Genomic DNA, 25,028 nt, shown 5'->3' on the forward strand with positions numbered 1-25,028 from the left:
CGTAGATTATACGCTACACCAATTTTAAGATTTAAACTTGTTTTTAAGTTTATTAACAGGGCTAGTTGCTCTATTTTGATATGCGTGCAATGTGCTGCTTAAAATTAATATAGTTGCTGCTACAAAAGCAATTGTTTCTATAGTATTGTTTTTATTGGCAACCCCAATTGCTATTAAAGCCCAAGCACCAACTAAAGCAAACTCTCTTAAGTTTCTAGACCATGTAACTATTAAGTTAATTGTTGTCGCAATAATTATTAGAATAATCGTCCGGATTACAGGAGAAACTCCAAAACCGGACCAATTTATTTTCACTAAATACGATGATACATTTGCAATACTTGCAACCGTTACCCAACCAGCGTATATTACAAAAGGCCACCAAAGAAAAAATATAATTGATAAAGAAGCATCCCAAATTTCCATTTTATTGTTTACAACAATTTTTAAAATAGAAAAGAGCAGAATAAAAATGCAAATACAAGACAAACCGGTAAACTCATAAATCCAACAGAAAACCCAAGCCATGTTTGCTAAACAAGAAATTAAAAACCGAAGCCTATTTTGTCTACAAAATTGTTGTCTTTTACATTAACAAAAAGACTTCTACCTTGATAGATTACAAAACCAAATAATAGTAAATATATAATTCCCCAAATAGAAAAAGCATAACCAGCAGGTGTAAATAAAGTGTTTAAATTTTTAGACACACTACCTATTGTTGTGTTATTCATGGCACCTGTATTTGATAAATAATTTATAAACACCATGGCTACAAAGGCAATACCATTTGTTATTTGTAAAAACTTTTTCATACTTTATTTTTGATTATTGTAATCATTAAAAATACAAAAATTTCTAATTAAAAATTCAAGAAACACTTATATTTGCTTATGCTTTTTAACCAAGTTATAGGTCAAGATCACATAAAAAACCATTTGCAAGTTTCTGCAAAAAATGGTAGAATACCACATGCTCAATTGTTTGTAGGAAAAGAAGGTAGCGGTACTTTACCAATGGCTATTGCCTATGCGCAATATTTATTATGTAATTTTTCTGATAATGTAGAAGCTTGTAATATTAAATGCGAAAAACTACAACACCCGGATTTACATTTTGCTTTTCCGGTAACCACAAATAACACTGTAAAAAAACATGCTGTTAGTAATTTATTTCGGAAGATTGGCGAGATTTTACAAAAAATCATCCCTACGGAAGTCTCTTTAATTGGTTGCAATTTATTGGTGTAGAAAATAAACAAGGTAATATTGGTGTTGATGAAGCAGAAGCTGTTGTAAAAAAATTACAGTTAAAATCTTACGAAGGTGGTTTTAAAGTGATGATTATTTGGATGGCAGAAAAAATGAATATTGCAGCATCAAATAAACTTTTAAAGTTAATAGAAGAGCCACCAAATAAAACTGTTTTTTTACTAATTACAGAAAGTGAAGAACAGATAATAAACACCATAAAATCTAGATGTCAGGCCTTGCATTTTCCTGCTTTAAGTGAAAGTGATATTGCAAATGCTTTGATTGAAAGAGAAAATTGTTCTGAAAACGAAGCCGCTAAAATAGCGCATCAAGCAGAAGGAAATTATAATAAAGCCGTTCATCTATTACATAATGATTCTTCTGATATGGTATTCGAAGAATGGTTTATTGCTTGGATTCGTACTGCATTTAGAGCAAAAGGAAATGCTGCGGTTGTACAGCAATTAATAGAATGGTCTGAAACTATTGCTAAAACAGGTAGAGAAACTCAAAAACGATTTTTAGAGTATTGCTTACAGTTTTTTAGACAAGCTTTGCTACTTAATTACAAAAGTGACAATTTGGTTTTTATGGAAACTAAAACAGGTTTTGATCTTTCTAAATTTGCTCCTTTTGTACACGCTGGTAATATTTTAGAGATTGAAAAAGAACTAAATGATGCAATGTATCATATCGAAAGAAACGGAAATGCTAAAATTATTTTATTAGATCTTTCTATGAAATTAACAAGATTTCTTCATAAGAAGGAAGAAACTTTGTAAGTTTTAAATACCTTTTGCTGCTCTTTTTGCTATATATAAGTCTGCAATTGTAGGGTTTTCTGGACACGACTTTATTTTTTCGAAAATATCACCCGCTTTAACTAACCCTGTTTTAAGTACTTTAAAATAAATACCGCAATAGGTTGTGTTCCAAAATTGTTTTACAATTTGCATATCGTTAAAACGAACTCCTAATTTCATACAAGGATTTCTTTGAACAGTAGCCTCTAAAACAGTTTCGCCAACTTTAAAAGTATCTCCTTGATGTATTTTTGTTTCATCTAAATCATCTACGGTTAAATTTTCGCCAAACATGCCCATTTCAAAATTCAAATCAGGATATAACTCCTTAAAGTACGCGTAATGTTTTAAAGAATAGCCATAAACTGCTTGTAAAACGCCACCATGATGCTCTCTATCACAAATTGCATCTTCTTTTACTTCTTCAATATCTAAAAAAATAGGTTTATCTACAGCATATTTAAAAATACCTGTAGTTACGTTTTTACCTTTCCAGTTAACCTCTTTTTTTCACCAATATTTGTAGTAACAATTTTCATGAAAAAGAATTATTTTGTGAATTTAGATAATGCTTTCTTTGTAAAATCAGACAAAACTAATTCACCTGAAACAGCAGCTCTTGCTTCTAATAAAGCAGACCAATTTTCTGTACCTTTCCATAAAGCTTTTTTCATTTCTGCTAAAGCCATCGGATTATAACTAGCCAATTTTGAAGTTAAAATATCTATTTCTTTATCTAATTCTTTCTGATTTTCTAGAACTTTAGCATACAAACCTTTTTCTTTAGCCCAATACGCGTTTTTCCAGCTTGTGGCGTCTAAAGTTAATTCTGCCGTACCGTAAACACCAATTTTTCTAGACACTGCAGGTTCTATAACAAAAGGACCAATACCTATTGTAAATTCAGATAATTTTATCGAAGCACTTTCTGTTGCCAAAACATAATCACAAGCCGCAGCAATACCAACACCACCGCCAACTGTTTTACCTTGAATTCTACCAACTATTAATTTACCACAAGTTCTCATGGCGTTAATTACATTTGCAAAACCAGAGAAAAACTGTTTTCCTTCATTTAAATTAGATACAGCAACCAACTCATCAAAAGAAGCGCCTGCACAAAAAGCTTTTTCTCCTTCCGACTTTAAAACAATTACGGAAACATCATTATTTGATCCAACAGACAATAATTCTTTGGTTAATCTAGCTAATAATTCTCCAGGAAAAGAATTACTTGCAGGATGCCCAAACTCTATTGTTGCAATATTATTTTGAATATTAGTGTATAAACTTCCGTTTTCTCTAGTTGTAGCCATAATTGTAAATTTTGAGTAAAAATAAGTTTTAAAAAATTAATAAAAGAATACTAATTTCTGATAAAATTAAATTTTCGAACTGTTTTCTGCCAACGGAATAAATTTATTTCTAAACTTAAAAACCAAAGGCAAACCTCTAGCAATAATCCATAGTGTAAAAGCGATCCAAATAGCAACTAATTTATATTCTAAATAATCAAAAAAGAATAATGTGGGAATAAAAACAAAACCTGTTGCCAAAATTAAAAGGTTTCTTAAGTATTTCATTTCTCCCATACCTTTAAACATTCCATCGAAAATAAAAGTTACTGCGTTTATAGGTTGTGTAATTAGAACAATCCAAAAAACAGCATAAAACTGTTCTAAAACTGCAGTTTCTTTGGTAAAAATTTCCCCAATAAAATTGTAAAAAAGAAGACCTATTAAGCCAATACAAACACCTACAATTAAACCATATTTAAATAATTTATTACTTAATTCAAGCAAACTTTTATAATCTTTTGCACCTAATAATTTACCGAGACAAAATATTACCTGCACTAGAATAACCATCAATCATAAAAGCACCCAATAACCAAATATTTAAACTAATTGTATAGGCGGCAATATATTCTTTACCGTAACCTGTTGCGTAAGAAGTAGCAAAATACAAGGCTACATTTAATGCAATTGTTCTAATAAAAAGGTTACCAATCATACCCAATAATCTTGGAATTTCAACATGAAAAGGCAATCTAACTTTTAAAGAAATAGGTGTTTTTTTAATTAACAAATACAAAGAGATTATAGCCATAGAAACCTGTGCAATTACACTTGCATATGCAGCACCTTCTATATGCATTGCAGGCACAAAACCCTCTATACCATAAACCAGTATTAAATCTAAAATAATATTTATTGATGCGCCAATTATAGCAATAATCATTGGGTAAAAAGTATTTTGTAAACCTCTAAAAGTACCAAATATGGCAAATACAAATAATGCAAACGGAAAACCAAATATTCTAATATTAAAATAGGTGATACAAAATTCTAAAATTTCTCCTGAAGCATTATAAAATTGAAAAATCTGTCTAGAAAACGGATATGATATTGCTAATACAATTAAGCTACCAAAAACAATTATTGCAATTGCTTGTGCTGGTAATTCTTTAATATCATTAATCTTATTAGCGCCTACATATTGAGAAACTATAGATGAAATTGCACTTCTAATTTGCCCAAAAACCCAAACAAGCATCGAGATAAATGCACCAACAATACCAACTGCAGCAAGACTTTCTGTGGCATTTGTATCTATATTACCAATTATTGCAGTATCTGTAATCGATAAAACAGGTTCTGCAATACCAGCAATTAAAGCAGGAATTGCTAATTTATTTATATTTTTAAAGCTAATATTTACATTCAAAAGATAGATGTTTTTGCAAATGTACATTTCTAAAAAATGAAATCGAAAACGATTCTATTAAAATTAACTAACTTTGTAATAATAAAAACAAACCATTATGAAACACATTTTAGTACCCATTGGATCTACAGAAAACGCACAAAAAACCTTACAATATGCTATTGATTTTGCTTCAGAAATTAATGCAAAAGTCTTTGTTTTTAGAGCGTACAGTGTGCAGTCTAAAGCAGGAACAATGAAAAATGTAGATGCAATTATAGAAAAAGAAACTAATTTGTATTTAAGAACTATGGTTAATATTTGCGATGTTAAAAATGTTGAAATTAAACTGATTTCTGCTAAAGGTAGCGTTGTAGATAGTGTTGAAGCTATAGATCAAGAATTGGGTATTGACCTAGTAATTGTTGGTACAAAAAGTAATTCTATAAAAGAGGGATTATTCTTAGGTAGAACCGCTGGTAGTTTGGTAAAAAAATCTAATTTGGCAATATTGGCTGTACCGAGAAAATTATGAATATAAAACTGTTTCTAATATTTTAATGGCTTTTAAATCGGTGTTGTAAAAAGTAAAACAGTTTTAAAGCCTTTAGAGTTTATTGTTAATAAATACAAAGCACAAGTAAACTTATTATTGGTTAAAACACCAAGTTATAAAGAAGAACACTTAGTGCTTCATAAAGATTTAGAAAGCTTACAAAGCACATTAACGGTTACCGAAAATGCAACTACTTTTCAAGGTGTTTTAGAGAACATAAAAACACACAACCCGGATATGTTATGTGTTTTTAGAAGAAAAAGAGGTTTCTTTAAAAAATTATGGGAAAAGAACACTATTCTTAAAGAAGAGTTTTATTCTAACGTACCACTATTAGTTTTAATAGGTAAGTAAATTAATACCTTAAATCTGCAGGCTCTAAAAAATCTATTTTAGAGCTGTAGATTTCTTTAATATATATTTTAATCTCTTCGATAAATTCATCTAGTTTTTCTTGTGTGATTTTAGTTTCTGCCTTTCTTCTTGGCAATGCAAAGTCTATTGGTAAAAAACCACTGTTAAGATTTTTAAAAGAATAAATACCTGCTTCTAAAGGTTTAGAAAAGTCATAATTTTTACCTTTAGTAAATAGATAAGTATACAATAAAACTTGTATCGCTTTTAAGTGCTTTTCATCTCTTAAATATTCAAATTCTGGCACTCTAAGATTACCACCGGTTACCATACCCGTTTTATAATCTATAATTCTTAACACTCCGTTTAACTCGTCTACTCTATCAACTTGCCCATGTAATTTAACCTTAAAATCTAACCCTTCAATTTCTATTTCTGCTGCCAAGTTTTCTTCTGTAGCAATTATTTTAAGTTGATTCTTATCGTCTTCTAACAATTCTTTTTCTTTCGTTAGAAAATTAGTTACAAATCGATTCGCAACTTCAAAAATCAATCTGTTTTTACCTTTTGTTAAATCTCCATTTTTAAATTGAAGTTCAAAGTGTTTTGTTACCAAATCTTTTGCTTCTTTTTGCATTTGTTTGATATTCGCCACAGATAAAAACTGGTTTACAAATGGTGTATACAGCTCATCTAAAGTCTCATGAACAACGGTTCCTAAAGTATTAAAAGCTACAGTTTCTTCAACATCATCAAACTCTTTAATTTTTAAAACTTTTTGCTTGTAAAAAGAAATAGGATTGTACAAATAATTAGTTAAAGCAGATGGCGATATTCCTTTTTTTGCCAATTCTTTTAATCGAGCAAAAGTGGCTTCGGTTTTATATACTTCTTTTAATTGTTGCTTGTTAGAAATTACTTTTGGCGAGATATTTTTATGAACTACATCTTGTCGCATCATTTCTAACTGCGTAACAAACCTACTTTTTCTCCACTTCCAAAAGCATCATGTTCTGTATTGTAAAGTATAAAAACATTCTTTGCTCTTTGCATCAATCTAAAAAAATGATATGAAAAAATAGCATCTTTTTCTCGATATGTTGGCAATCCGAAGTTGACTTTTACATCAAAAGGTATAAATGTATTTTGCTGCGAACTTGCTGGTAAAACACCTTCGTTTGTAGATGTTAAAATGATGTTTTCAAAATCTAAAACACGTGTTTCTAACATTCCCATAAGTTGTAAACCTCTTAGCGCTTCACCCTGAAAAGAAAGTGTTTCTGATGTTATTAATTGTCTAAAAAATAACATTAACGTTTTTAAATCTGTAAAATAACTGTAAGTGCTTTGTAATGTCTTTAACTGTGTAAAAGCGGTATAAAATCTAAATAAATATTCTTTTTCTAGATCTGTAACATCTTCTTTTAAAAGATCTATTACGTCTAAAATTCTATCTAAAAAATTTGCAACTGTTGTAAAACTGCTAAACAGTGATAACAGAACTTTTTGTACATTTTCTCCGGATTTTTTTAAGAGCTGAACCAGCTTATCTTTATCTATAAAAATAAGATTTTCTTTACCAATTTCTTCAGTAAAATCATCTACTAAAGAAGCATTATTTTGTGATAATAACTTATAAATTGATTGATGTTTTAAAAACCGTACAACATCTTTATGGTAAAATTGATTCTCTGCTGTTTTTTGGAGTTTTTCTTGAGAAATAAACAATTGAAAAATAGAAAACAGCAAGCTAGTTGTTGGTATATCTTTTAAAGGATATCCCATAGTTATGTTTATAGCATTGATGTTTTTAGGCAAAGAATTTAACGTAATTGGCAACAATGTTTCGTCTGCTAAAATTAGTGCCGTATTCTTAAAGTCAGAAAATTTTTCTAAGATTTCTCCTGCATATTTAACTTGTGTTGTGTTTTTTGATGCACCAATTACTTGAATATTTTTTGGTTGAGATAATTTATTACTTAAGGTTTTTAATGAATTTTTCTCGTAAAACTTCCATTCCTTTTTATACTTTCTGATAAAGTTTCCTGCTTGATGGTTCGAGTTAAAAAGTTGCTCATCTAAATCCCAATAAATATCAGAATTGTTGGTTTCTAGTACTTTTTGAAATAAGAATTCTTCTGCTTTATTTAATGCATTAAATCCTATAAAAAAGTATTTTTTTTGCTGATTCTTCTCTAGATAAACATCGATATTATTGCAAGCTTCTCGATACATTAAACCCTGGTAACCAATCTTTTTTTCTAATAAAAATTGATACAAAGGATTGTAAAAATTATTTAACTTTTCTAAAAAAGCATAATGATCTTTTATAAATTCTGTTTCTTTAAATGTGCCTGTTACAGACCATTTTTTTAATCGCTGAATATCTCTTATGTACACAAAAATTTCTCTTGTGTTTACCAAGTGTTGATCTATTTCATTAAAATCTTGCAAAACCGTAAATGCCCAAGAAGAAAATGTATCAAAAGAATCTGGTTTTTCTTCTAAACTCTTATAAATTGTATAAAAATGGAATAGCAATTGTATGCTATCTGCTTTGTCTATGCCGAAACTTGTTCAATAAATTGCTCTATATTTAATGTTTCCGGTAAAAAACCAACAGATATTTTGTCTTTTAATGTTTGCTTTAAAAAAACTTTTGCTCTTTGTGATGGTAGTATAAACACCACATCTTCAAAAGATTTTGTAGTTTTTAAAATTGCGTCTAAAGTTTCAGAAATAAAAGATTGCATAGCTTTTTTTGAGATTCAATTGGTTTTCTAAATTACAAAAACTTACTTTTATAGCGAGTACAACTTTCTAATTAATTTCTATGAAAAATGAATTAAAAGTAACCGGAATTCAAGCAGATTTATATTGGGAAAATCCAACAAAAAACATAGCTTTCTTCGAAAACAAAATAAACAACTTAGATAAAGACACAGATCTTGTTGTTTTGCCGGAAATGTTTACTACTGGTTTTACAATGCAACCAAAAAACGTAGCCGAATCTATGGATGGATACTCGGTTTCTTGGATGCAAGAAATAGCTGAAAAACATCAAATTGCTATTTGCGGAAGCTTGGTTATTGTTGAAAACGATAAATTTTACAATCGCTTTGTTTTTGTACATCCAAATAAAGAATTAGAAACTTATAATAAAAGGCATTCCTTTACTTTGGCCGGAGAAAATAAAGTTTATACTTCGGTTTAGAAAGAATAATTATCAATTACAAAGGATGGAAAATTTGTCCGTTAATTTGTTATGATTTACGCTTTCCTGTTTGGGCTAGAAACACAGACAATTACGACTTATTACTTTTTATGGCAAATTGGCCGGTAACTAGAATAAAAGCTTGGGAAACGCTTTTAAAAGCGCGTGCAATAGAAAACATGAGTTATGTAGTCGGCGTTAATAGAACAGGCAAAGATGCTAGTAATTACGAGTATTACGGTAATTCTTTAATCGTAGATTTTTTAGGGGAAGAATTATCTAGTTTAAACAACAATGAGATTGGTATTGTAACTTCTGTAATTACACTAGATAAACAAAACATAATAAGAGATAAGTTAGGTTTTTTACATGATAAAGACTCTTTTACAATAAATTAAGACTAAAAAAAAGCCACTAATATTAAATATTAATGGCTTTTTTTATATGCAGTGTTGCTTACAAAAATGTTTAGCCCTGATTGAAGTGACATCCTTTTTGTTTTTTCTACAAAAAGATATAACGGAAAGCAGGAAATAGCTTCTTAAAATTCTAAGCTGGTAACATCCATTTAAAGTTGAACTTTGTGTCCGGCACAACTATTCTTTCTGTAATTCTGTACATTCTGTCCGGCAATTTCATTAAATAATCTCTTGCCTTTTCTGCTTACGGTGTTAGGTTTGTAATCTTATCTATTTCCCAAGCAGTGTTTAATTTCTTAATAATATCTACATAATCGAACCCTGTGTAAACACCAATTCTTTGCGCTACAGAAGAAAAATCATCAAATAAACTTCCTTTTGCACCAAAAGATTCTCTTAAATGCATTGCAGGCATTACAATTTTATATTTCATCATGTGTTGAAACGCCAACATCATTTCTGATGGATCTATCTTAAAGATTTCTTTTACAAACTCTGTATAAGCTTGGTGATGACGCATTTCATCTCCTGCAATAATTTTAGACATTTTAGCCAATGCTTTGTGCCCTTTTTTACGTGCAATTTTTGCTACGTTATTATGCGAAACATAGGTTGCTAATTCTTGAAAACTTGTATACACAAAGTTTTTATAAGGATCTGTAGATGTACCTATATCAAAACCATCTGCAATTAAATGCTGTGTAGATATTTCTACTTCGCGCATGTTAACTCTACCAGATAAATACAAGTATTTATTTAAAACATCTCCGTGTCTGTTTTCTTCTGCTGTCCAGGTTCTTACCCATTTTGCCCAACTATTATCTGGGTCTTGGCTAACACCATCTAAGTCTAACAACCAAGATTCGTATGTTGGCAAAGCTTCTTCTGTAATAGTATCTCCAACTAAAACCACCCAAAAATCGTCGTGTAATTCTTTAGACAATTCTCTAATTTCTTCTACTTCTGTAATAAAAGAATCTTTTTGTGAATTTGGAAGAAAATCTGTTGGCTGCCAAATTTTTTCTGCAGGAATTAAGTATTTCTCCATAAAGCGGTCCATACTTTTTTCTAGCGTTAGCATTACTTCTTTTCTAATATTATATATAGACATAAATTTCTATTTTATATGTTCTTTAATAACTGTTTCTGTTTTTTCTAATAGTTCTTCAAACGGTAAAGAGTCTATTTTTATTGGCTCGTGGGTAGTAATTGTTATAGGACTTCCTAAACCTAACGGAAATTTACCGTATTTAAACACTTTCCAAGAATTATTGATAGTTAAAGGTACAACATAACCCTCTTTATTTACCTTTGTTATTACTTTTAATCCGTTAGAAGCAAATTTTTTAGGCTTTCCGTTTCTACTTCTTGTTCCTTCCGGAAAAATAATAGCACCCCAATTATTTTCTTTTATTCTTTTAGAAAAATTTATCAACTCGCTTATTGCTTGTTTTGGATCTTTTCTATTGATTAATGCCGCACCACCATTTCTTAAATTATAAGAAACACTTGGTATGCCTTTACCTAACTCTATTTTGGCTACAAACTTTGGATAATGTTTTCTAAAAAACCAACCTATTGGCGGAATATCGAAAGTAGATTGATGATTTGAAACAAATATAATTGTAGTATTTTCTCGGTAATTTATACTCGTTTTTTAGCTTAACACTAACACCAAGTATTAGCATCGATTTAACCAAAAAGTAATTTAAGGCGTCTACTACTTTACCATGCGCGCTTTGCCCAAAAAGATGCAAACTTAACCATTGTAATGGATGGAAAATTAGCAAAAAAAGAAAAAATACCAATATAAAAATTGGTGATACTATATAACTAAGAATCTTCACGAGATGTGATTTAGGTTTTAAAATAAATGAACTTTACAAGAATGTTATTAGAACCAATTGCTCCAAGGAATTCTAGATAATATCAATAATAAACCAATTCCGTAAAAGATTACAAATGTTTTAAACTTTGCAGCATCTTCTGTTTTCTTTTTATGTTTAGACCAACCAATTGTTATAAATACAATTGCCAAAATCATTGTAATAGGATGTTCTACGGCTAATAAACGCGTTGCAGGTTCTTTCATTACAGCACCAGCGTCTGCTTTTAAGGCTTGAAACCAAGGTGACATAAAATACCACGCTAAACCTATTAATAATTGAATATGGGTTAAGATTAACGTAAATAAACCTATACGTAAATCTTTATCTGTAAATTGTTTTTTCTGAGTTAAACCGATAATTGCATTTGCTACAGCAAAAATTAAAATAGCCAATACAAGGTAAGCCCAATAAGAATGTATATCCTTTATCATAATATAAGTAGTTAGTTTTTTGTTGTTACAAAGTTACTAATTTTTATGCACAAAAAAACCACCTCAATTGAGGTGGTTTTCTTAATTTATAAGATAAAATTGATTACTCTACAAATTTTACAAAATCTGTACCATCAAAAGTAACTTCTATAGTAGCGTTACCATTAGTACCATCATAAAAAGCATAAGTAACAATTACATTTTGATCTACTTCAATATCTCGGAAAGTTGTTTTTTAAGATTGTATTAATCTTTTCTAAACGAACTTCTTCAGTTTCTTCATCTGCACCAGATCTAGTGTCAAAATTATTATATCTGTCATTACCAACTAATGCATAATCTGCAGAAGTTAAAGTATATCTAATTGTGTTATCTGGAACCCAGTTAGAACCTTCATATGCAAACTGTGTTGTGTTCTCGATAACATTTGTGTATTGAGACCAAGCAGCACCGTCGTATATAAAGAATGCAACAAAGCTATAAACAGTTCTATCTGTTGTAGAACCATCTTCGTCGATATCTTGAGTATCTGTTACGTATAACTTGTACATTACACCTTCAACATCTCCAGCTTCTTTACCTTCAAACTTTAATTTTTCACTTAAATAAACTGGTATTTTAGTTAAAGCTTCTTCTTCATTAGAAAATTGAGCTCTTCCTTCTCCCATTGCAGTGTATTCATCATCAGAGATACCTATAGACATTTCCCAAGTTCCATCATTATTGATAAAACCATTGTTACGAGTAGTTGTTGAACCATCATAATAATCGTAAGTTAAATCTACTAATAATCTATCTGCTGCATCTGGATATTTAGCATCTAAAAAATCTGTAATTTGATCAGAACTAGAAAAGTTTGGAAATCTTAAACCTTGCGCAGTATAATCTGCAGCAGTAACAGTATAAATAGTTAAACTTTTTTCATCTCTTTTAGGAGCGTATAACTTATAAGTTATGTTTAATGCAGATCCTTCTCCTAAAGATGGGAATTTTGCACTTAAAAATCCTGGTAATTCTGCTTTAGCATCATCTTCTGAGCTAAAGTTACCAAAACTTAAACCTAAAGTTGTATAATCTTCTTCTTGTAATGTATAATCGAAACCATCTACATTTGGTAATGCATCAATAACCTCGTTTACATCTTCTAATGGCGTACAGCTACTTAAAACTGTAAGCGCAACTGCGAATAAATAAATTATTTTTTTCATCTTGTGTTTTTTAGAAATTAATTTTTGCACCTACGCTAAAAGTTCTTCCTGCTCCGTAATATACACTTGCTGTTTGAGCATTAGAACCAGTAACCATCTTGTGCGTCTGAAATATATACTGTATCGAATACGTTGTTAACTCTAGCAGTAATTGCTGTATCGAAGTTACCAAACTTAAATTTATGTCTTATTGAAGTATCAAATAAGCTATAGTTAGGTACTTTCCATGCATCAGGACCAACTTCTCCTCTAGAACTTGGGTCAAAATCTGCATATAAATCTCCATAGTAATTATAATCTACTGTAAAAGTAGTTTCTGGCGTTAATTTATAGTTTGTACCTAAAGCAAAAGTAGTTTGTGCAGCATCACCAACGTGTAAACCTTTAATAAGGATATCTACTTCATCAACCTTTGTGTTAGTTTCGTCAAAGATTTCAACATTTTCTACGTTACTATCCCATTTCCAGTCTCCTAAAGAAGCCATACCTGTAATAGTAAGTTTGTCTGATGGTCTATAGCTAAAATCTAACTCGATACCTTTATGTAATGCATTTACACCTAAAATGTTAGCAAATGCAATTGTACCATCTTGTAATTGGAAACGAGCAACCTCTGTTCTATCTTTCCAAGAAGTGTGGTATAAGTTTAAGTTAGCAGAAAACTTAGCGCTTCTAAAAGTATAACCTAACTCGTAACTTGTAATTTTTTGATTTTCTGCATCTGCGTTAACATCTACGTTATTACGGTTTGCAAAAACTGAGTTAAAGAATGGTGCTTTTTCAAAATAACCTAAGTTTACAAAAACACCGTGGTTTTCATCTAAGTTATAGTTAACACCACCTTTAATACCATATCCTAAGAAATCGTATTTATCTGAAGTTTGATTTGGATCTGAATCTAAGTATAAGAAACGATCTACTCTTTGATAAGTTGTATTAGATACGTTTGCAGAAACAAATGCAGAAATAGCATCTTTAGAATACTCTAATTGAGCAAAACCACCTAACCAACCAACTTTACCGTCGTTGTCATAGAAAATTACGTCTCCTACTTGTGCTTGGTTGTTTGGGTTATTTACATTAGAATCATCAGCTAAAAACTGACCTCCTAATAAGTCTGTTACTTCTGTATAGTGAATACCTGTATAATTTCTGTAATCTAAACCAGCTAATAAAGTAAACTCATTTGTTAAATCTGTTTTTAAAGTAGATAAAACACCGTACCAGTTATGGTCGTTTCTAGAAGCTCTTAAAGCAGAGATAGAACCATTTACACCGTTTTCTATGTTTTCGTCAACAATTTTATCGAAGTTGATCGTTCCTAATGGTCCGTCTCTATATTCAGAATTGTCGAAACCAAACTTGTTAGCTCCAGCAGTTCCACCACCACCACCTGTACCAAAAGATACATAAGCTGCAGTAGAAATAAAAGTTTTATCAGAAAGTGTCCAGTAGTGATTTAAAGAAATCTGTGGCTTGTGATAAAAGTTATCTTCTGAGTTAGTTAACTGACCGTTTTTATAACCCCAATCTGAGTTATATTTTCTACCTCTTTCACTATCTCTAAAAGTTTTGATTAAGTGTCTGTTTTGTCTTTGACCATGTCTTTGTAATGCACCAAATGCAGTAAAAGATAATTTATGCTCGTCGTTTAACTCTTTAGAAACATTTAAAAAGTAGTTAAAACCTGTAAAAGGAGTTCCGTCTACATAACCTCTACCGTAAGTTTGTGCAGCAGAAACTGTTACAGCAACATCATTATCCATTAAACCTGTAGAATAAGTAAGACCGTATTTAGTGTAACCATCGTTACCTAAAGTGTAACCAAAGTTACCACCTTCTTCGATATCTGTAGTTTTAGAGATAATGTTAATTGTACCACCAATTGCAGGTACAGCAACTTTAGAAGCTCCTAAACCTCTTTGAACTTGCATTGCAGAAGTAACATCTCCTAAACCAGCCCAGTTAGACCAATATACTCTACCGTTTTCCATATCGTTAACAGGTACCCCGTTAATCATTACAGCAACGTTTTCAGAATTAAATCCACGTAAATTAATTCTACCGTCTCCGTATCCACCACCTGCTTTAGTAGCGTATACACCAGGAGTAGATTTTAAAATCTCTGGAAATTCTTGAGTTCCTAATTTTAATTCAATTTCACTTGCTTTAATTGTAGAAACAGCAACAGGTGTTTTTCTATCAATTGCAAATGAGTTAGATACTACAACTATTTCATCTAATGAACCAGCATCTTCCATTAACATTACTGTTAATTTGTTGTTTGAAGAAGAATAAGCAGCTTCTTTAGATTTGTATCCAATAAAAGACACTACTAAAACACCAGAGTTAGATTTAGATTGTAAAGTAAATTTACCATTAAAATCTGTTGATGTTCCGTTTGTTGTTCCTTTTACAAGAACACTTGCTCCTGGCAATGGTTGATTTGTTTCATCGACAATTGTACCAGTAATTTTAGTTTGCCCTAAAACTGTAGCTGTTATAAAAAACAGTGCTACAAATAATAAGTTTTTAAAATTTTTCATTGTATAATTTTATGTTATTAAATGTTTTGCAAAACTCTTGCTTTTACAGAGTTCTAAAGTTAACTTAATGTTAAGTTTAACAAAGAATTAAGATTTATAAATATATGTAAATAAAACCTTACTATATAATAATCAAACATTTAAATAAAAAAATACTATTAACTAATTATAAATAATTAATTAATAGTATAAAAAATTGGTATTATTAGTCTTAATTTAATGCTTATTCAATAATTTTTTAGCCAACTCTTTTCCTAGCTCTACACCAAATTGATCGTAGCTATAAATGTTCCAAATTATACCTTGTGTATAAATTTTATGCTCATATAAAGCTATCAATTTACCTAAAGATTTTGGTGTTAGTTTATCAAATAAAATGGCATTACTTGGTCTGTTACCTTCAAACACTTTAAAAGGTAGTAATTGTGCTATTTTATCTTTATCACCGTGAAAATTTTAATTCTAAATGAACTTCTTCTTTTGTTTTACCAAATGCTAAGGCTTCTATTTGACCATAAAAGTTTGCCATTAATTTTTTATGATGATCTGTTAACCCGTGTAAAGATTCTTTATAACCAATAAAATCAGCAGGAATTAACTTTGTACCTTGATGCACCAATTGCATAAATGCATGTTGCATATTTGTACCTGTACTTCCCCAAACAATTGTACCGGTTTGGTAATCTATTTTGTCTCCGTTTCTATCTACACCTTTACCATTACTCTCCATAATAGCTTGTTGTAAATAATCCGCAGCTTTTTTAAATACTGTGTATATGGTAAAACAGCTTCAGTTTCTGCATTGTAAAAATTATTATACCAAATACTTAACAATGCTAAAATTACTGGGATGTTATTTTCAAATTCTGTGTTTCTAAAGTGCAAATCCATTTCTTCTGCACCATCTAATAAGGCTCTATAATTATCGAAACCTACAGATAAACTGATAGACAAACCAACAGCAGACCAAAGTGAAAAACGCCCACCAACCCAGTTCCACATAGGAAAAACGTTTGCTTTATCTATCCCAAAACTATCAACTGCTTCTAAATTTGTAGAAACTGCAACAAAGTGCTTTGGTATATCGAAAATTGTTGCCGACTTTAAAAACCAATTTTTAAGTGTTTCTGCATTTGTTATGGTTTCTTGTGTTGTAAATGTTTTAGAAACGATTACAAATAAAGTAGTTTCGGATTTAATTTCTTAATAATTTCTGAAACATGATCACCATCTACATTAGAAACAAAATGTGTTGTTAATTGATTTTTATAATACTGTAGCGATTCTACAACCATGTCTGGCCCTAAATCTGACCCACCAATACCAATATTTACAACATCTGTTATAGATTTACCTGTGTAACCTTTCCATTTACCGAAATTACTTTATTACTAAAACTTCTAATTTTACGTAATGCAGTTTGAATTTGTGGCTTAATATTTTTACCATTAACTAAAACAGCTTCATCAGAATTACTTCTTAAAGCAGTATGTAAAACTTCTCTACCTTCTGTCGCATTTATTACTTCTCCGAAAACTGCTTTTCTATAGCATCTTTTAAGTCTACTTCTTTTGCCAACTCAACTAATAAAGAAAGTGTTTCTTCTGTAATTCTATTTTTAGAAAAATCTACGGATAAATCTCCTAATTCTAAAGAAAAATCATCTTTTCTATTTGTGTCTTTGCACAAATCTTTAATACTAATGTCTTTGTTATCATTAAAGTGGTTTGTAAGTTTTTCCCAAGCTTGAGTTTTGGTTGGATTGATGTTTTTTAAAGCCATTTTATTAATTTTGTGCTACTATTTCTTTTGTTATTGTAGGTTCTTCTATTACTGGTATATTGTTATCTAATTGATTTTTTAAAAGATACATATGTTTAAAAAATCTAGGTTTTAGACTATCTTTTAAAGGTTCTGCTTCGGTAATTTTGTTTTTGGACTTAATGGATCTACTTGCCTTCCGTTTTTCCGAAACGATAACAAACATGTGGTCCTCCGCTGTTTCCTGTCATACCAACTAAACCAATTACATCTCCTTGTTTTACATAGTCTCCTTTTTTAACTTTTCGAGTTTTCATATGTAAATATTGTGTAGAATAGGTGCTATTGTGCTTAATTTTTACAAACTTACCATTACCACCTCTTCGGTAGACTCTACAACAGTACCACTTGCAGTGGCAATAATAGGCGTACCAATTCTTGCCGCAAAATCTGTTCCTTTATGTGGTTTTACTTTATTACCGTAATATGCAATTCTTCTCTTTAAATTATATCTAGAAGAAATTCTATATTGAAATTTAATAGGACTTTTTAAGAACTGACTTCTTAACATATTTCCTTTTTCATCATAATATTCTTCTATTCCTTTTATAGAATCTGCTAAGAATCGAAATGCATATAAATCTTGATCTTTGTGTTTAAAAACTGCCGACTTAATCTTACCATAACCTGCAAACAGACTATCGTTTATAAATTTTTCTTCGAAAACAAGTTTAAAAGAATCTCCTTTTTGTAGTTTGTAGAAATCTAAGGTCCAAGCATAAATATCTGCTACAGCATAGGTTAAATTTGGTGATAAATGCAAACTATCCATAGCATTAGAAAGATTCGAATAAATTTTTCCTTCGACTACTTTTTCTACGGTTTTTATAGGTTGCAAATAAGTATAAGCTTCTGTTATAGAATCTTTAAAATCTACAACTGTTGCTTTAATTTTATCATTTTTATAAATAAATACTTTTGCTTGTTCTAAAGAGTCTTTGCTAGATAAAATCATGTATGGTTTACCGGCTCTTACTTTTCTTACATCGAAAACATCTTTTATAGAACCTGCAATACTGTTTATTTTCGGGTAACTAACATGATGTCTATCTAATATAGCTCCAAAACTTTCTCCTGATTTAATCGTATCTAAAACAACCTTGTAATCATCTACCTTAAAACCATATTTGTATACAGGTTTTGGTGCTGGTTTTTTTACAGGTTCTTTAATTTTTTCTTCACTTTTACAAGCAAACAAAATAATAGTAGTTAGGAGGATGTAGAGTACTTTTTTCAAAAAATTGGGAGCTATTAAATTTAACACCCAAAAGTACAAATAAAATTGATTTATTTTAAATCTTAAACCGGAAGTTCCTAAAACGGTTTCGTTAAAGTTTTAATAAATTAAATAAAATCTATTTAACTCTTTTTAAAATCGTTAGCTAAACCTTTGTAAGCTTCTAGCTCTGCTCTTAAAGAACCCACAGATAAATCTGCTTTCATTTTAATTGGTATTTTATTTAAATCATCAGTAATCCAGATTGTTACACTTTCTTGCGCTTTAAAAACTCTACCAGATTGCACTAACGGCCTAAATATTAAAGAATTAATTTTACCAAACTTAGTTTTTAAAACTTCTCTACCTAAAAAACGGAGCTTAAATGGATAAATTTGAGAATCCATAAACATATCTATTGCTATTTCATCTCCTTTTTCCATATGCTTTACATCTTGATTTCTTAAATAATAAAAAGATGAAAGCATGTCTTGTACATTAGAAAATGCGACTGTTGTATCTTTTTGATTTTCAAAATCTTGAATATAAGCTTTGTTAGTATTGTAATCAAAATTAGTAATTCTATGCTTTTTATAACCACCTTCGTCAATCTTTCTCTTAAAAACATAAGGTTTTACATCGTTTTTATCAAAATAACTTTCGTAAACATCATCTACTTTAAAAACCATTTTATCATTCCGAAGTCCAACCAGATCCTTTTGTATGGTATACTTTTTTACCATTTAAATCTTTTTCATCTACCTCTAAAATTGCAGTTCCTGCTCTTAAAAAACCACTATAACTCATCTTATAGCGCAACCATTCTCCGCTTTTAAATGCTTCTTTTTCTTCTTGAGAAAAAGTAGTAGTTGTTATTATTATAGTAAGTATTAGTAAGATATATTTTTTCATAGTTCTCAAACTTATAAAAAACTAATGACAATTACTGTTCCAAAAAAGAAAAAAGTGATTTACTAATAATTTGTAAATCACTTTTTAACGTTTTCTTTAAATACTAATTTTTAAGAGAATCGTTGCATTGTTATCTAAAATGTTCCCCAATTCTTTAACTCTTCTTCGCTCCATAAATACGGATAAAAAATTCTTCTTTGATACTTTGGATGCATGTATTTACGCCAACTACTTCCGCCAGTTGCCTCTAAATCTTTTTCTTTTCCGCCTAAATATTTCCCAGCAGCGTTATAATGTGCCATTACCCATTTTACATTTACGGTATAATCGTAATGCCTCATTGCCTTTATTAGACTTGGGTTCTGCTGCACATCTTTTGGTAATTCTTTAAATTTTCGAGATAAATTTATATCGTTATAATCTTCCATGAAATCTATAAACTCACCTAAATATTTCTTTTCGAATAAGTTTAATAATGTAGATTTTTGACCTGTTGTGTAGTTTTTACCTGCTGCTTGCCAATACAAATGATTGTATGCATTTTTAAAAGAAGAATTTCTATCAATAGAATCTCTATATCTTGCGTCTATTAGGTTGATCAATTCTGTAGATGCAAATTCTATTTTACGATATTGTGCCGATTGAAAACCACTTGCAGGTGTTAATGTATTTCTAAATTTTAAATATTGTTCTTTCTCCATACCTTCTGCCATTACAGAAAAAGAATTGCAAAGCATATCAAAATACCTGCTAATTCTATTTAAATGCATCGAAAACTTATCTGCAGTAACTTCTATAGTTTTTGATACTTGCGCAATCTCCCACAAAATCATTTTAAAAAGCAACTCGTTTACTTGATGATACATGATAAAAACCATTTCATCTGGTTGCGTTGTTCTTGGTGTTTGCAAACCTAAAAGTGCATCTGTCTGAATATAATCCCAATACGTAATTGGCGTACTATGCAACAAACCTTCTAACATTGCATCTACAGGAACGCCTAATTTATCGTATTTTTCTTCTATTGCTTTAAGTATTTCTTCTCTGTTCATAATTTAAGAATCAAGATATAAGAACAAAGAAACAAGACTTTTTTTGAAAATCTAATTTATTTGCCAAATAAAAAACCAAGAGTAAAATGATAATCATCTTACTCTTGGTTGTAATATTACTTTATAATAAAAACTTTACTTATAAAGTTCCTCTTTTGCTTGTTCTCTTTCTATAGACTCAAACAACGCCTTAAAGTTTCCTGCTCCAAAACCTTTTGCTCCCATTCTTTGGATGATTTCAAAAAATAAGGTTGGCCTATCTTCTACTGGTTTTGTAAAAATTTGTAACAAATAACCTTCTTCATCCGCATCAATCATAATACCTAAACCTTTTAGTTTTTCGATATCTTCTTTTAACTCATGACTAAACTCTTCTAAACGACCAGGAACAGATTTATAATATTCATCCGGTGGAGTAGATAAAAACTCTACTCCGTTTGCTCTTAATTGCGATACTGTTTTTAAAATATCATCTGTTGCAACCGCGATATGTTGTACACCTGCACCTTCATAAAAATCTAGATATTCTTCTATTTGAGAACGTTTTTTACCTTCTGCTGGTTCGTTTATAGGAAATTTGATTCGTCCATTTCCGTTAGACATAACTTTACTCATTAATGCTGAGTATTCTGTATGTATTTGCTTATCATCAAAAGATAAAAAGTTTTCGAATCCCATAACGTCTTCGTACCATTTCACCCAAACATCCATTTGATTCCAACCAACATTACCAACCATATGATCGATATATTTTAAACCAGCAGTTGGCGGATTGTAGTCTGATTCCCATTTTTGAAAGCCTGGTAAAAATGCGCCGTTGTAATTTTTACGTTCTACAAACATATGAACAGTTTCACCGTAAGTATAAATTCCGGCTCTTACAACTTCACCGTGTTCATCTTTTTCTACGGTTGGTTCTAAATAAGATTTTGCACCTCTAGATGTTGTTTCTTCGTATGCTTTTCCGGCATCTTCAACCCAAAGCGCAACTACTTTAACTCCGTCACCATGTTTTACAATATGGTCGTTAATTGGCGACTTGCTATTTAACGGCGTTGTTAGCATCAACTTTATTTTGTCTTGTGTAAGTACATAAGACACAGAATCTGTAGATCCGGTTTCTAAACCTTTGTATGCATGCGATTGAAAACCGAAAGCTGTTTTGTAAAAATGTGCTGCTTGTTTTGCGTTACCTACGTAAAACTCTACGTAATCTGTTCCTAAAAGTGGAAGGAAATCTTGTGCTCCTTCAAATATTTTTTCTAAACCGTAGTTTACTGATTTTATTTCTTTTTTACTCATCTGTTTATTTTATAGAAAAGAGAGAAGAGATACAAGAGAAAAGATTTTTAGAGCTTATCTTGAAAACCCATGGTCATCTTTTGAAATTCTTGAATTTTTACTTCAATCTTTATTAATTGTTCTTTTTTTATATAATTTCTATTGCAAGCTATTATTAATTGGGTTTCAAGTTCGAAAGAAGAACCTAGAGAAATATCTAAAAAATGCGAAAATGATTTATCAGTTCTAGATGAACCTTCTGCAATATTACTAGGAATTGAAATAGAGCATCTACTTAATTGAGATCTTAACCCGAATTTTTCATCTTTAGGAAACTCACTCAAAAGCCCAAAAACATCATCAACAATTTCAATTCCGATTTTCCAAATCTTTAAATTCTTGTAATTATGTCTTTTTCGCTTCTCCATTTTCTTTATTCTTTCATCTAACTTCTTTTCTCTAATTTACTCCAACCACGATTTGTAATAATCTTCATCGGCAATTTTCATGGCTTCTTCTGTAACCATTAAAGGTTTAAAAGTGTCTACCATAACTGCCAATTCTTCGGTTTTTGTTTTTCCGATACTTTTTTCTGTTGTTCCGGGGTGTGGCCCATGCGGAATACCTGCTGGATGCAATGAAATGTGACCTTGATCGATATCATTTCTACTCATAAAATCGCCATCTACATAATACAGAACTTCGTCAGAATCTATATTACTATGATTGTATGGCGCAGGTATTGAATTTGGATGATAATCATACAAACGCGGTACAAAACTGCAAATTACAAATGCATTTGTTTCAAAAGTTTGATGTACTGGTGGCGGTTGATGAATACGACCTGTTATTGGTTCGAAATCGTGAATAGAAAATGCGTACGGAAAATTATATCCATCGTAACCCACAACATCAAAAGGATGAGATGCGTATACCATTTCTATAATTTCGCCTTGTTTTTTTACTTTGATTAAAAAATCTCCTAATTCGTTATTTGTTTCTAACTCGTAAGGTCTTCTTAAATCTCGCTCGCAAAAAGGAGAATGTTCTAACAACTGACCAAACCAATTTCGGTAACGTTTTGGTGTATAAACGGGAGAGTATGATTCTACAATAAACAAACGATTGTTTTCATCATCGAAATCTAATTTATAAATAACGCCACGTGGTATTACTAGATAATCGCCGTATTTAAAATCTAGATTTCCAAGATGAGTTCTTAATTTCCCGGTTCCTTTATGGATGAAAATTACCTCATCTGCATCTGTGTTTTTGTAAAAATATTCTGTAGTAGATTGTTTTGGTGCTGATAAAATTATATTACAATCAGAGTTTGTTAAAACTACTTTTCTACTTTCTAAATAATCATTTTCTGGCGGAACTTGAAATCCGCGAAAACGATATGATTGAATATTGTTTTCTTTTGCAATTTTAGGTTTTACAGAATATTGCTTGCGTATTTCTTTGACCATTGTTGGTCTGTGCTCGTGATATGAGTTGGTAGACATTCCATCAAAACCAATGGTACCAAACAATTGTTCGTAATACAAACTACCGTCTTCTTTACGAAACTGTGTGTGTCTTTTTGGAGGGATTTCTCCTAATTTATGATAAAAAGGCATGTTTTTCTTAAAATTTAAATTAATAAAATTGATTAAAATAAAGATTTAAGAATAGTTATTCTGGATTGCGTTTGATAAGAAATTTTAAATGTGATAGTAAATCTGAATACATTTCAATCGATTTAGTGAACTACACAAATATACAAAAAGCAAAGGAGATTTTAAGTAATTATACAATAGTCTAAAAATCTATTTATAATATTACTTAAAATCTCCTTATTTTATTAAAAAAGTAGCTTACTTTTTTATTCTATCTTTTTTACGACTGCTTTTGGCGCTTCTTTTCTTGTACCGTCGAAACCATCAATTCCTCCTACAGTTGTGTACTTCATCACATATTTTTTATCAGGAAAAATTCTTTTATAAGCGCTTTGGCACATTAAAGTTGCTTCGTGAAAACCACAAAGAATTAACTTTAACTTACCAGGATATGTGTTTACATCTCCAATAGCATAAATACCTGGTATATTTGTTTGATAATCTAACGCATTGTTAACTTTAATTGCATTTTTTTCGATTTCTAAGCCCCAATTTGCAATTGGACCTAGCTTTGGAGACAACCCAAATAAAGGAATAAAATGATCTGTTTCTATAATAAAAGGTTCTTCGCCATTTTTAACAACAGAAACACCTTCTACTTTATCTGCTCCAATAATACCTTTAACTTCTGCTGGTGTTATAAGTGTAATTTTACCAGCATCTTTTAATTCTTGTACTTTGTCTACAGAATCTAAGGCGCCTCTGAATTCGTTTCTTCTATGTATTAAAGTTACAGAAGATGCAACATCTGTTAAGAAAATAGACCAATCTAGCGCAGAATCTCCACCTCCGAAATTACTACTTTTTTATCTCTATAAAACTCTGGATCTCTAATAATATACTCAACACCTTTGTCTTCAAAATCTTTAATGTTAGGAATCGGTGGCTTTCTTGGCTCAAAAGAACCTAAACCACCCGCAATTGCAACTACTTTTGCATGGTGTTTTGTCCCTTTATTTGTGGTAACAATAAAAGTACCATCTTCTTGTTTTTCTACAGTATCTGCTCTTTCACCTAAAGTAAAACCCGGCTCAAATTGTTTTATTTGCTCCATTAACCTTTCGGTTAAATCTCCTGCTAAAATTTCTGGATAAGCAGGTATGTCATAAATAGGTTTCTTCGGATAAATTTCTGAACATTGCCCACCAGGTTGTGGCAAAGCATCTATTAAATGACAACGCAATTTTAACAAACCTGCTTCAAAAACGGTAAACAAACCTGTTGGTCCTGCGCCTATTATTAAGATATCTGTAGTAATCATTCTTTATTATGTTTTAAAACCTCACAAAGTTTTATTCTTGTGAGGCTTTTATTTTTATTGTTTGCGTTAGGGATTGCAGCATTTGTTTGAGCTCTTTTTTACTTTTTCTGTAAAAAAAGCGAGTGCAAAAGCCCGACCTTTTTAGGGAACGCCCAAAATTATATTATAGCTTTAATTTAAAAACTGATTTTTGTCAGTTTACGCCACATTTATAACTTCTTCTATTTGCGGTGCATACTTTTTAATTGTAGCTTCTACACCATTTTTTAAGGTCATTTGGTTTACAGAACAACCCGTGCAAGCGCCTTCTAATTGTACTTTTACAATAGCATCTTCTATAGATAAAAGTTTAATATTACCGCCATCACTCATTAAAAAAGGGCGAATTTCTTCTAACGCTTTTTCTACATTGTCTAATGTTTCTTGTGCTGTCATATAAAATGAA

Annotated in this window: 20 protein-coding genes and 8 pseudogenes; 5 read left to right on the top strand and 23 right to left on the bottom strand. The window is 30.5% G+C overall.

From position 1 onward, the window contains the following. Positions 1-24: 24 nt before the first annotated feature. Both ACZ1HD_RS15880 and ACZ1HD_RS15885 read right to left on the bottom strand, forming a co-directional pair. Positions 25-528 (bottom strand): hypothetical protein, encoded by a 504-nt coding sequence (locus tag ACZ1HD_RS15880; RefSeq protein WP_472687989.1) that lies wholly within the window; start codon positions 526-528, stop codon positions 25-27. Between the two features lie 17 nt (positions 529-545). Then, positions 546-815 carry a hypothetical protein gene (locus ACZ1HD_RS15885; RefSeq protein ID WP_472687990.1) on the bottom strand — a complete coding sequence of 90 codons (270 nt, stop codon included), beginning with the start codon at positions 813-815 and terminating at the stop codon, positions 546-548. Between the two features lie 78 nt (positions 816-893). Between ACZ1HD_RS15885 and ACZ1HD_RS15890 the strand changes: the two are divergent. Beyond that, positions 894-2,035: pseudogene (locus tag ACZ1HD_RS15890) on the top strand (DNA polymerase III subunit). A gap of 3 nt (positions 2,036-2,038) precedes the next feature. Here the strand turns inward: ACZ1HD_RS15890 and ACZ1HD_RS15895 are convergent. The 3 genes and pseudogenes from ACZ1HD_RS15895 to ACZ1HD_RS15905 all read right to left on the bottom strand — a co-directional run bounded on the left by ACZ1HD_RS15895 (position 2,039) and on the right by ACZ1HD_RS15905 (position 4,783). Continuing rightward, positions 2,039-2,524, bottom strand: coding sequence for an MOSC domain-containing protein (locus tag ACZ1HD_RS15895; RefSeq protein WP_472689380.1), 486 nt, complete (start codon positions 2,522-2,524; stop codon positions 2,039-2,041). Between the two features lie 80 nt (positions 2,525-2,604). Beyond that, positions 2,605-3,372, bottom strand: coding sequence for an enoyl-CoA hydratase/isomerase family protein (locus ACZ1HD_RS15900; RefSeq protein WP_472687991.1), 768 nt, complete (start codon positions 3,370-3,372; stop codon positions 2,605-2,607). 66 nt (positions 3,373-3,438) lie between these two features. Further along, positions 3,439-4,783 (bottom strand): annotated as a pseudogene (locus tag ACZ1HD_RS15905) (MATE family efflux transporter). A gap of 97 nt (positions 4,784-4,880) precedes the next feature. Here ACZ1HD_RS15905 and ACZ1HD_RS15910 point away from each other — a divergent pair. Further along, entirely contained in the window at positions 4,881-5,297 is a 417-nt protein-coding gene (locus ACZ1HD_RS15910) for a universal stress protein (protein ID WP_472687992.1), read from the top strand. Between the two features lie 117 nt (positions 5,298-5,414). Next, positions 5,415-5,672, top strand: a complete 258-nt coding sequence (locus tag ACZ1HD_RS15915; protein ID WP_472687993.1) for a hypothetical protein — start codon at positions 5,415-5,417, stop codon at positions 5,670-5,672. A gap of 1 nt (position 5,673) precedes the next feature. On the opposite strand, the gene ACZ1HD_RS15920 is transcribed toward ACZ1HD_RS15915, so the two are convergent. From ACZ1HD_RS15920 to ACZ1HD_RS15930, 3 genes are read right to left on the bottom strand one after another with little or no spacing between them, the layout of a single operon-like run. Beyond that, positions 5,674-6,633: a RecB family exonuclease gene (locus tag ACZ1HD_RS15920; RefSeq protein ID WP_472687994.1), complete on the bottom strand. Its 960-nt coding sequence runs from the start codon at positions 6,631-6,633 to the stop codon at positions 5,674-5,676. A 2-nt stretch (positions 6,634-6,635) separates the two neighbouring features. After that, positions 6,636-8,213 (bottom strand): hypothetical protein, encoded by a 1,578-nt coding sequence (locus ACZ1HD_RS15925; RefSeq protein ID WP_472687995.1) that lies wholly within the window; start codon positions 8,211-8,213, stop codon positions 6,636-6,638. 20 nt (positions 8,214-8,233) lie between these two features. Continuing rightward, positions 8,234-8,425, bottom strand: coding sequence for a hypothetical protein (locus tag ACZ1HD_RS15930; protein WP_472687996.1), 192 nt, complete (start codon positions 8,423-8,425; stop codon positions 8,234-8,236). Positions 8,426-8,505: 80 nt separating this feature from the next. Between ACZ1HD_RS15930 and ACZ1HD_RS15935 the strand changes: the two genes are divergently transcribed. Both ACZ1HD_RS15935 and ACZ1HD_RS15940 read left to right on the top strand, forming a co-directional pair. After that, a complete protein-coding gene (locus ACZ1HD_RS15935) occupies positions 8,506-8,886 on the top strand; it encodes a nitrilase-related carbon-nitrogen hydrolase (RefSeq protein ID WP_472687997.1) in 381 nt (126 codons plus the stop codon). Between the two features lie 44 nt (positions 8,887-8,930). Beyond that, positions 8,931-9,284, top strand: coding sequence for a nitrilase-related carbon-nitrogen hydrolase (locus ACZ1HD_RS15940; RefSeq protein WP_472689381.1), 354 nt, complete (start codon positions 8,931-8,933; stop codon positions 9,282-9,284). 151 nt (positions 9,285-9,435) lie between these two features. On the opposite strand, the pseudogene ACZ1HD_RS15945 reads toward ACZ1HD_RS15940, so the two are convergent. From ACZ1HD_RS15945 to ACZ1HD_RS16015, 15 genes and pseudogenes are all read right to left on the bottom strand, one after another. Continuing rightward, a pseudogene (locus ACZ1HD_RS15945) lies at positions 9,436-10,416 on the bottom strand (acyl-ACP desaturase). A 6-nt stretch (positions 10,417-10,422) separates the two neighbouring features. Then, a pseudogene (locus ACZ1HD_RS15950) lies at positions 10,423-11,152 on the bottom strand (lysophospholipid acyltransferase family protein). A 47-nt stretch (positions 11,153-11,199) separates the two neighbouring features. After that, positions 11,200-11,622 carry a hypothetical protein gene (locus ACZ1HD_RS15955; protein ID WP_079738978.1) on the bottom strand — a complete coding sequence of 141 codons (423 nt, stop codon included), beginning with the start codon at positions 11,620-11,622 and terminating at the stop codon, positions 11,200-11,202. 215 nt (positions 11,623-11,837) lie between these two features. Then, positions 11,838-12,833 (bottom strand): hypothetical protein, encoded by a 996-nt coding sequence (locus ACZ1HD_RS15960; protein ID WP_472687998.1) that lies wholly within the window; start codon positions 12,831-12,833, stop codon positions 11,838-11,840. Between the two features lie 80 nt (positions 12,834-12,913). Next, positions 12,914-15,379: a TonB-dependent receptor gene (locus ACZ1HD_RS15965; protein WP_472687999.1), complete on the bottom strand. Its 2,466-nt coding sequence runs from the start codon at positions 15,377-15,379 to the stop codon at positions 12,914-12,916. Positions 15,380-15,595: 216 nt separating this feature from the next. Beyond that, positions 15,596-17,161, bottom strand: a pseudogene (gene pgi, locus ACZ1HD_RS15970) (glucose-6-phosphate isomerase). Between the two features lie 4 nt (positions 17,162-17,165). After that, positions 17,166-18,437, bottom strand: a pseudogene (locus ACZ1HD_RS15975) (peptidoglycan DD-metalloendopeptidase family protein). 122 nt (positions 18,438-18,559) lie between these two features. Further along, positions 18,560-19,105 (bottom strand): DUF3108 domain-containing protein, encoded by a 546-nt coding sequence (locus ACZ1HD_RS15980; RefSeq protein ID WP_472688000.1) that lies wholly within the window; start codon positions 19,103-19,105, stop codon positions 18,560-18,562. Positions 19,106-19,109: 4 nt separating this feature from the next. Next, positions 19,110-19,328, bottom strand: coding sequence for a hypothetical protein (locus ACZ1HD_RS15985; RefSeq protein WP_472688001.1), 219 nt, complete (start codon positions 19,326-19,328; stop codon positions 19,110-19,112). A gap of 134 nt (positions 19,329-19,462) precedes the next feature. Next, the gene (locus tag ACZ1HD_RS15990; protein WP_472688002.1) at positions 19,463-20,380 is read right to left on the bottom strand and encodes a tryptophan 2,3-dioxygenase family protein; all 918 of its coding nucleotides are present in this window, start codon (positions 20,378-20,380) and stop codon (positions 19,463-19,465) included. Between the two features lie 139 nt (positions 20,381-20,519). Continuing rightward, positions 20,520-21,682: pseudogene (hppD, locus tag ACZ1HD_RS15995) on the bottom strand (4-hydroxyphenylpyruvate dioxygenase). A 47-nt stretch (positions 21,683-21,729) separates the two neighbouring features. After that, positions 21,730-22,089 (bottom strand): four helix bundle protein, encoded by a 360-nt coding sequence (locus tag ACZ1HD_RS16000; RefSeq protein ID WP_472688003.1) that lies wholly within the window; start codon positions 22,087-22,089, stop codon positions 21,730-21,732. A gap of 36 nt (positions 22,090-22,125) precedes the next feature. Further along, complete coding sequence (locus ACZ1HD_RS16005) at positions 22,126-23,283, bottom strand: homogentisate 1,2-dioxygenase (RefSeq protein WP_472688004.1); 1,158 nt, start codon at positions 23,281-23,283, stop codon at positions 22,126-22,128. Positions 23,284-23,528: 245 nt separating this feature from the next. After that, a pseudogene (locus ACZ1HD_RS16010) lies at positions 23,529-24,583 on the bottom strand (NAD(P)/FAD-dependent oxidoreductase). A 198-nt stretch (positions 24,584-24,781) separates the two neighbouring features. Then, positions 24,782-25,018: a NifU family protein gene (locus tag ACZ1HD_RS16015; protein WP_077810428.1), complete on the bottom strand. Its 237-nt coding sequence runs from the start codon at positions 25,016-25,018 to the stop codon at positions 24,782-24,784. Positions 25,019-25,028 lie beyond the last annotated feature (10 nt).

It is taken from the genome of Polaribacter sp. HA6-7 (genome assembly GCF_055693625.1).

Bases quoted from the DNA above. Each gene is read 5' to 3' on its own strand.
- ACZ1HD_RS15960 (WP_472687998.1), bottom strand. From the start codon at position 12,833: ATGAAAAAAATAATTTATTTATTCGCAGTTGCGCTTACAGTTTTAAGT.
- ACZ1HD_RS15965 (WP_472687999.1), bottom strand. From the start codon at position 15,379: ATGAAAAATTTTAAAAACTTATTATTTGTAGCACTGTTTTTTATAACA.
- ACZ1HD_RS15985 (WP_472688001.1), bottom strand. From the start codon at position 19,328: ATGAAAAAATATATCTTACTAATACTTACTATAATAATAACAACTACT.
- ACZ1HD_RS15910 (WP_472687992.1), top strand. From the start codon at position 4,881: ATGAAACACATTTTAGTACCCATTGGATCTACAGAAAACGCACAAAAA.
- ACZ1HD_RS15920 (WP_472687994.1), bottom strand. From the start codon at position 6,633: ATGATGCGACAAGATGTAGTTCATAAAAATATCTCGCCAAAAGTAATT.
- ACZ1HD_RS16015 (WP_077810428.1), bottom strand. From the start codon at position 25,018: ATGACAGCACAAGAAACATTAGACAATGTAGAAAAAGCGTTAGAAGAA.
- ACZ1HD_RS15880 (WP_472687989.1), bottom strand. From the start codon at position 528: ATGGCTTGGGTTTTCTGTTGGATTTATGAGTTTACCGGTTTGTCTTGT.
- ACZ1HD_RS15935 (WP_472687997.1), top strand. From the start codon at position 8,506: ATGAAAAATGAATTAAAAGTAACCGGAATTCAAGCAGATTTATATTGG.
- ACZ1HD_RS15990 (WP_472688002.1), bottom strand. From the start codon at position 20,380: ATGAACAGAGAAGAAATACTTAAAGCAATAGAAGAAAAATACGATAAA.
- ACZ1HD_RS15930 (WP_472687996.1), bottom strand. From the start codon at position 8,425: ATGCAATCTTTTATTTCTGAAACTTTAGACGCAATTTTAAAAACTACA.
- ACZ1HD_RS15980 (WP_472688000.1), bottom strand. From the start codon at position 19,105: ATGGTTTTTAAAGTAGATGATGTTTACGAAAGTTATTTTGATAAAAAC.
- ACZ1HD_RS16000 (WP_472688003.1), bottom strand. From the start codon at position 22,089: ATGGAGAAGCGAAAAAGACATAATTACAAGAATTTAAAGATTTGGAAA.
- ACZ1HD_RS15885 (WP_472687990.1), bottom strand. From the start codon at position 815: ATGAAAAAGTTTTTACAAATAACAAATGGTATTGCCTTTGTAGCCATG.
- ACZ1HD_RS15900 (WP_472687991.1), bottom strand. From the start codon at position 3,372: ATGGCTACAACTAGAGAAAACGGAAGTTTATACACTAATATTCAAAAT.
- ACZ1HD_RS16005 (WP_472688004.1), bottom strand. From the start codon at position 23,283: ATGCCTTTTTATCATAAATTAGGAGAAATCCCTCCAAAAAGACACACA.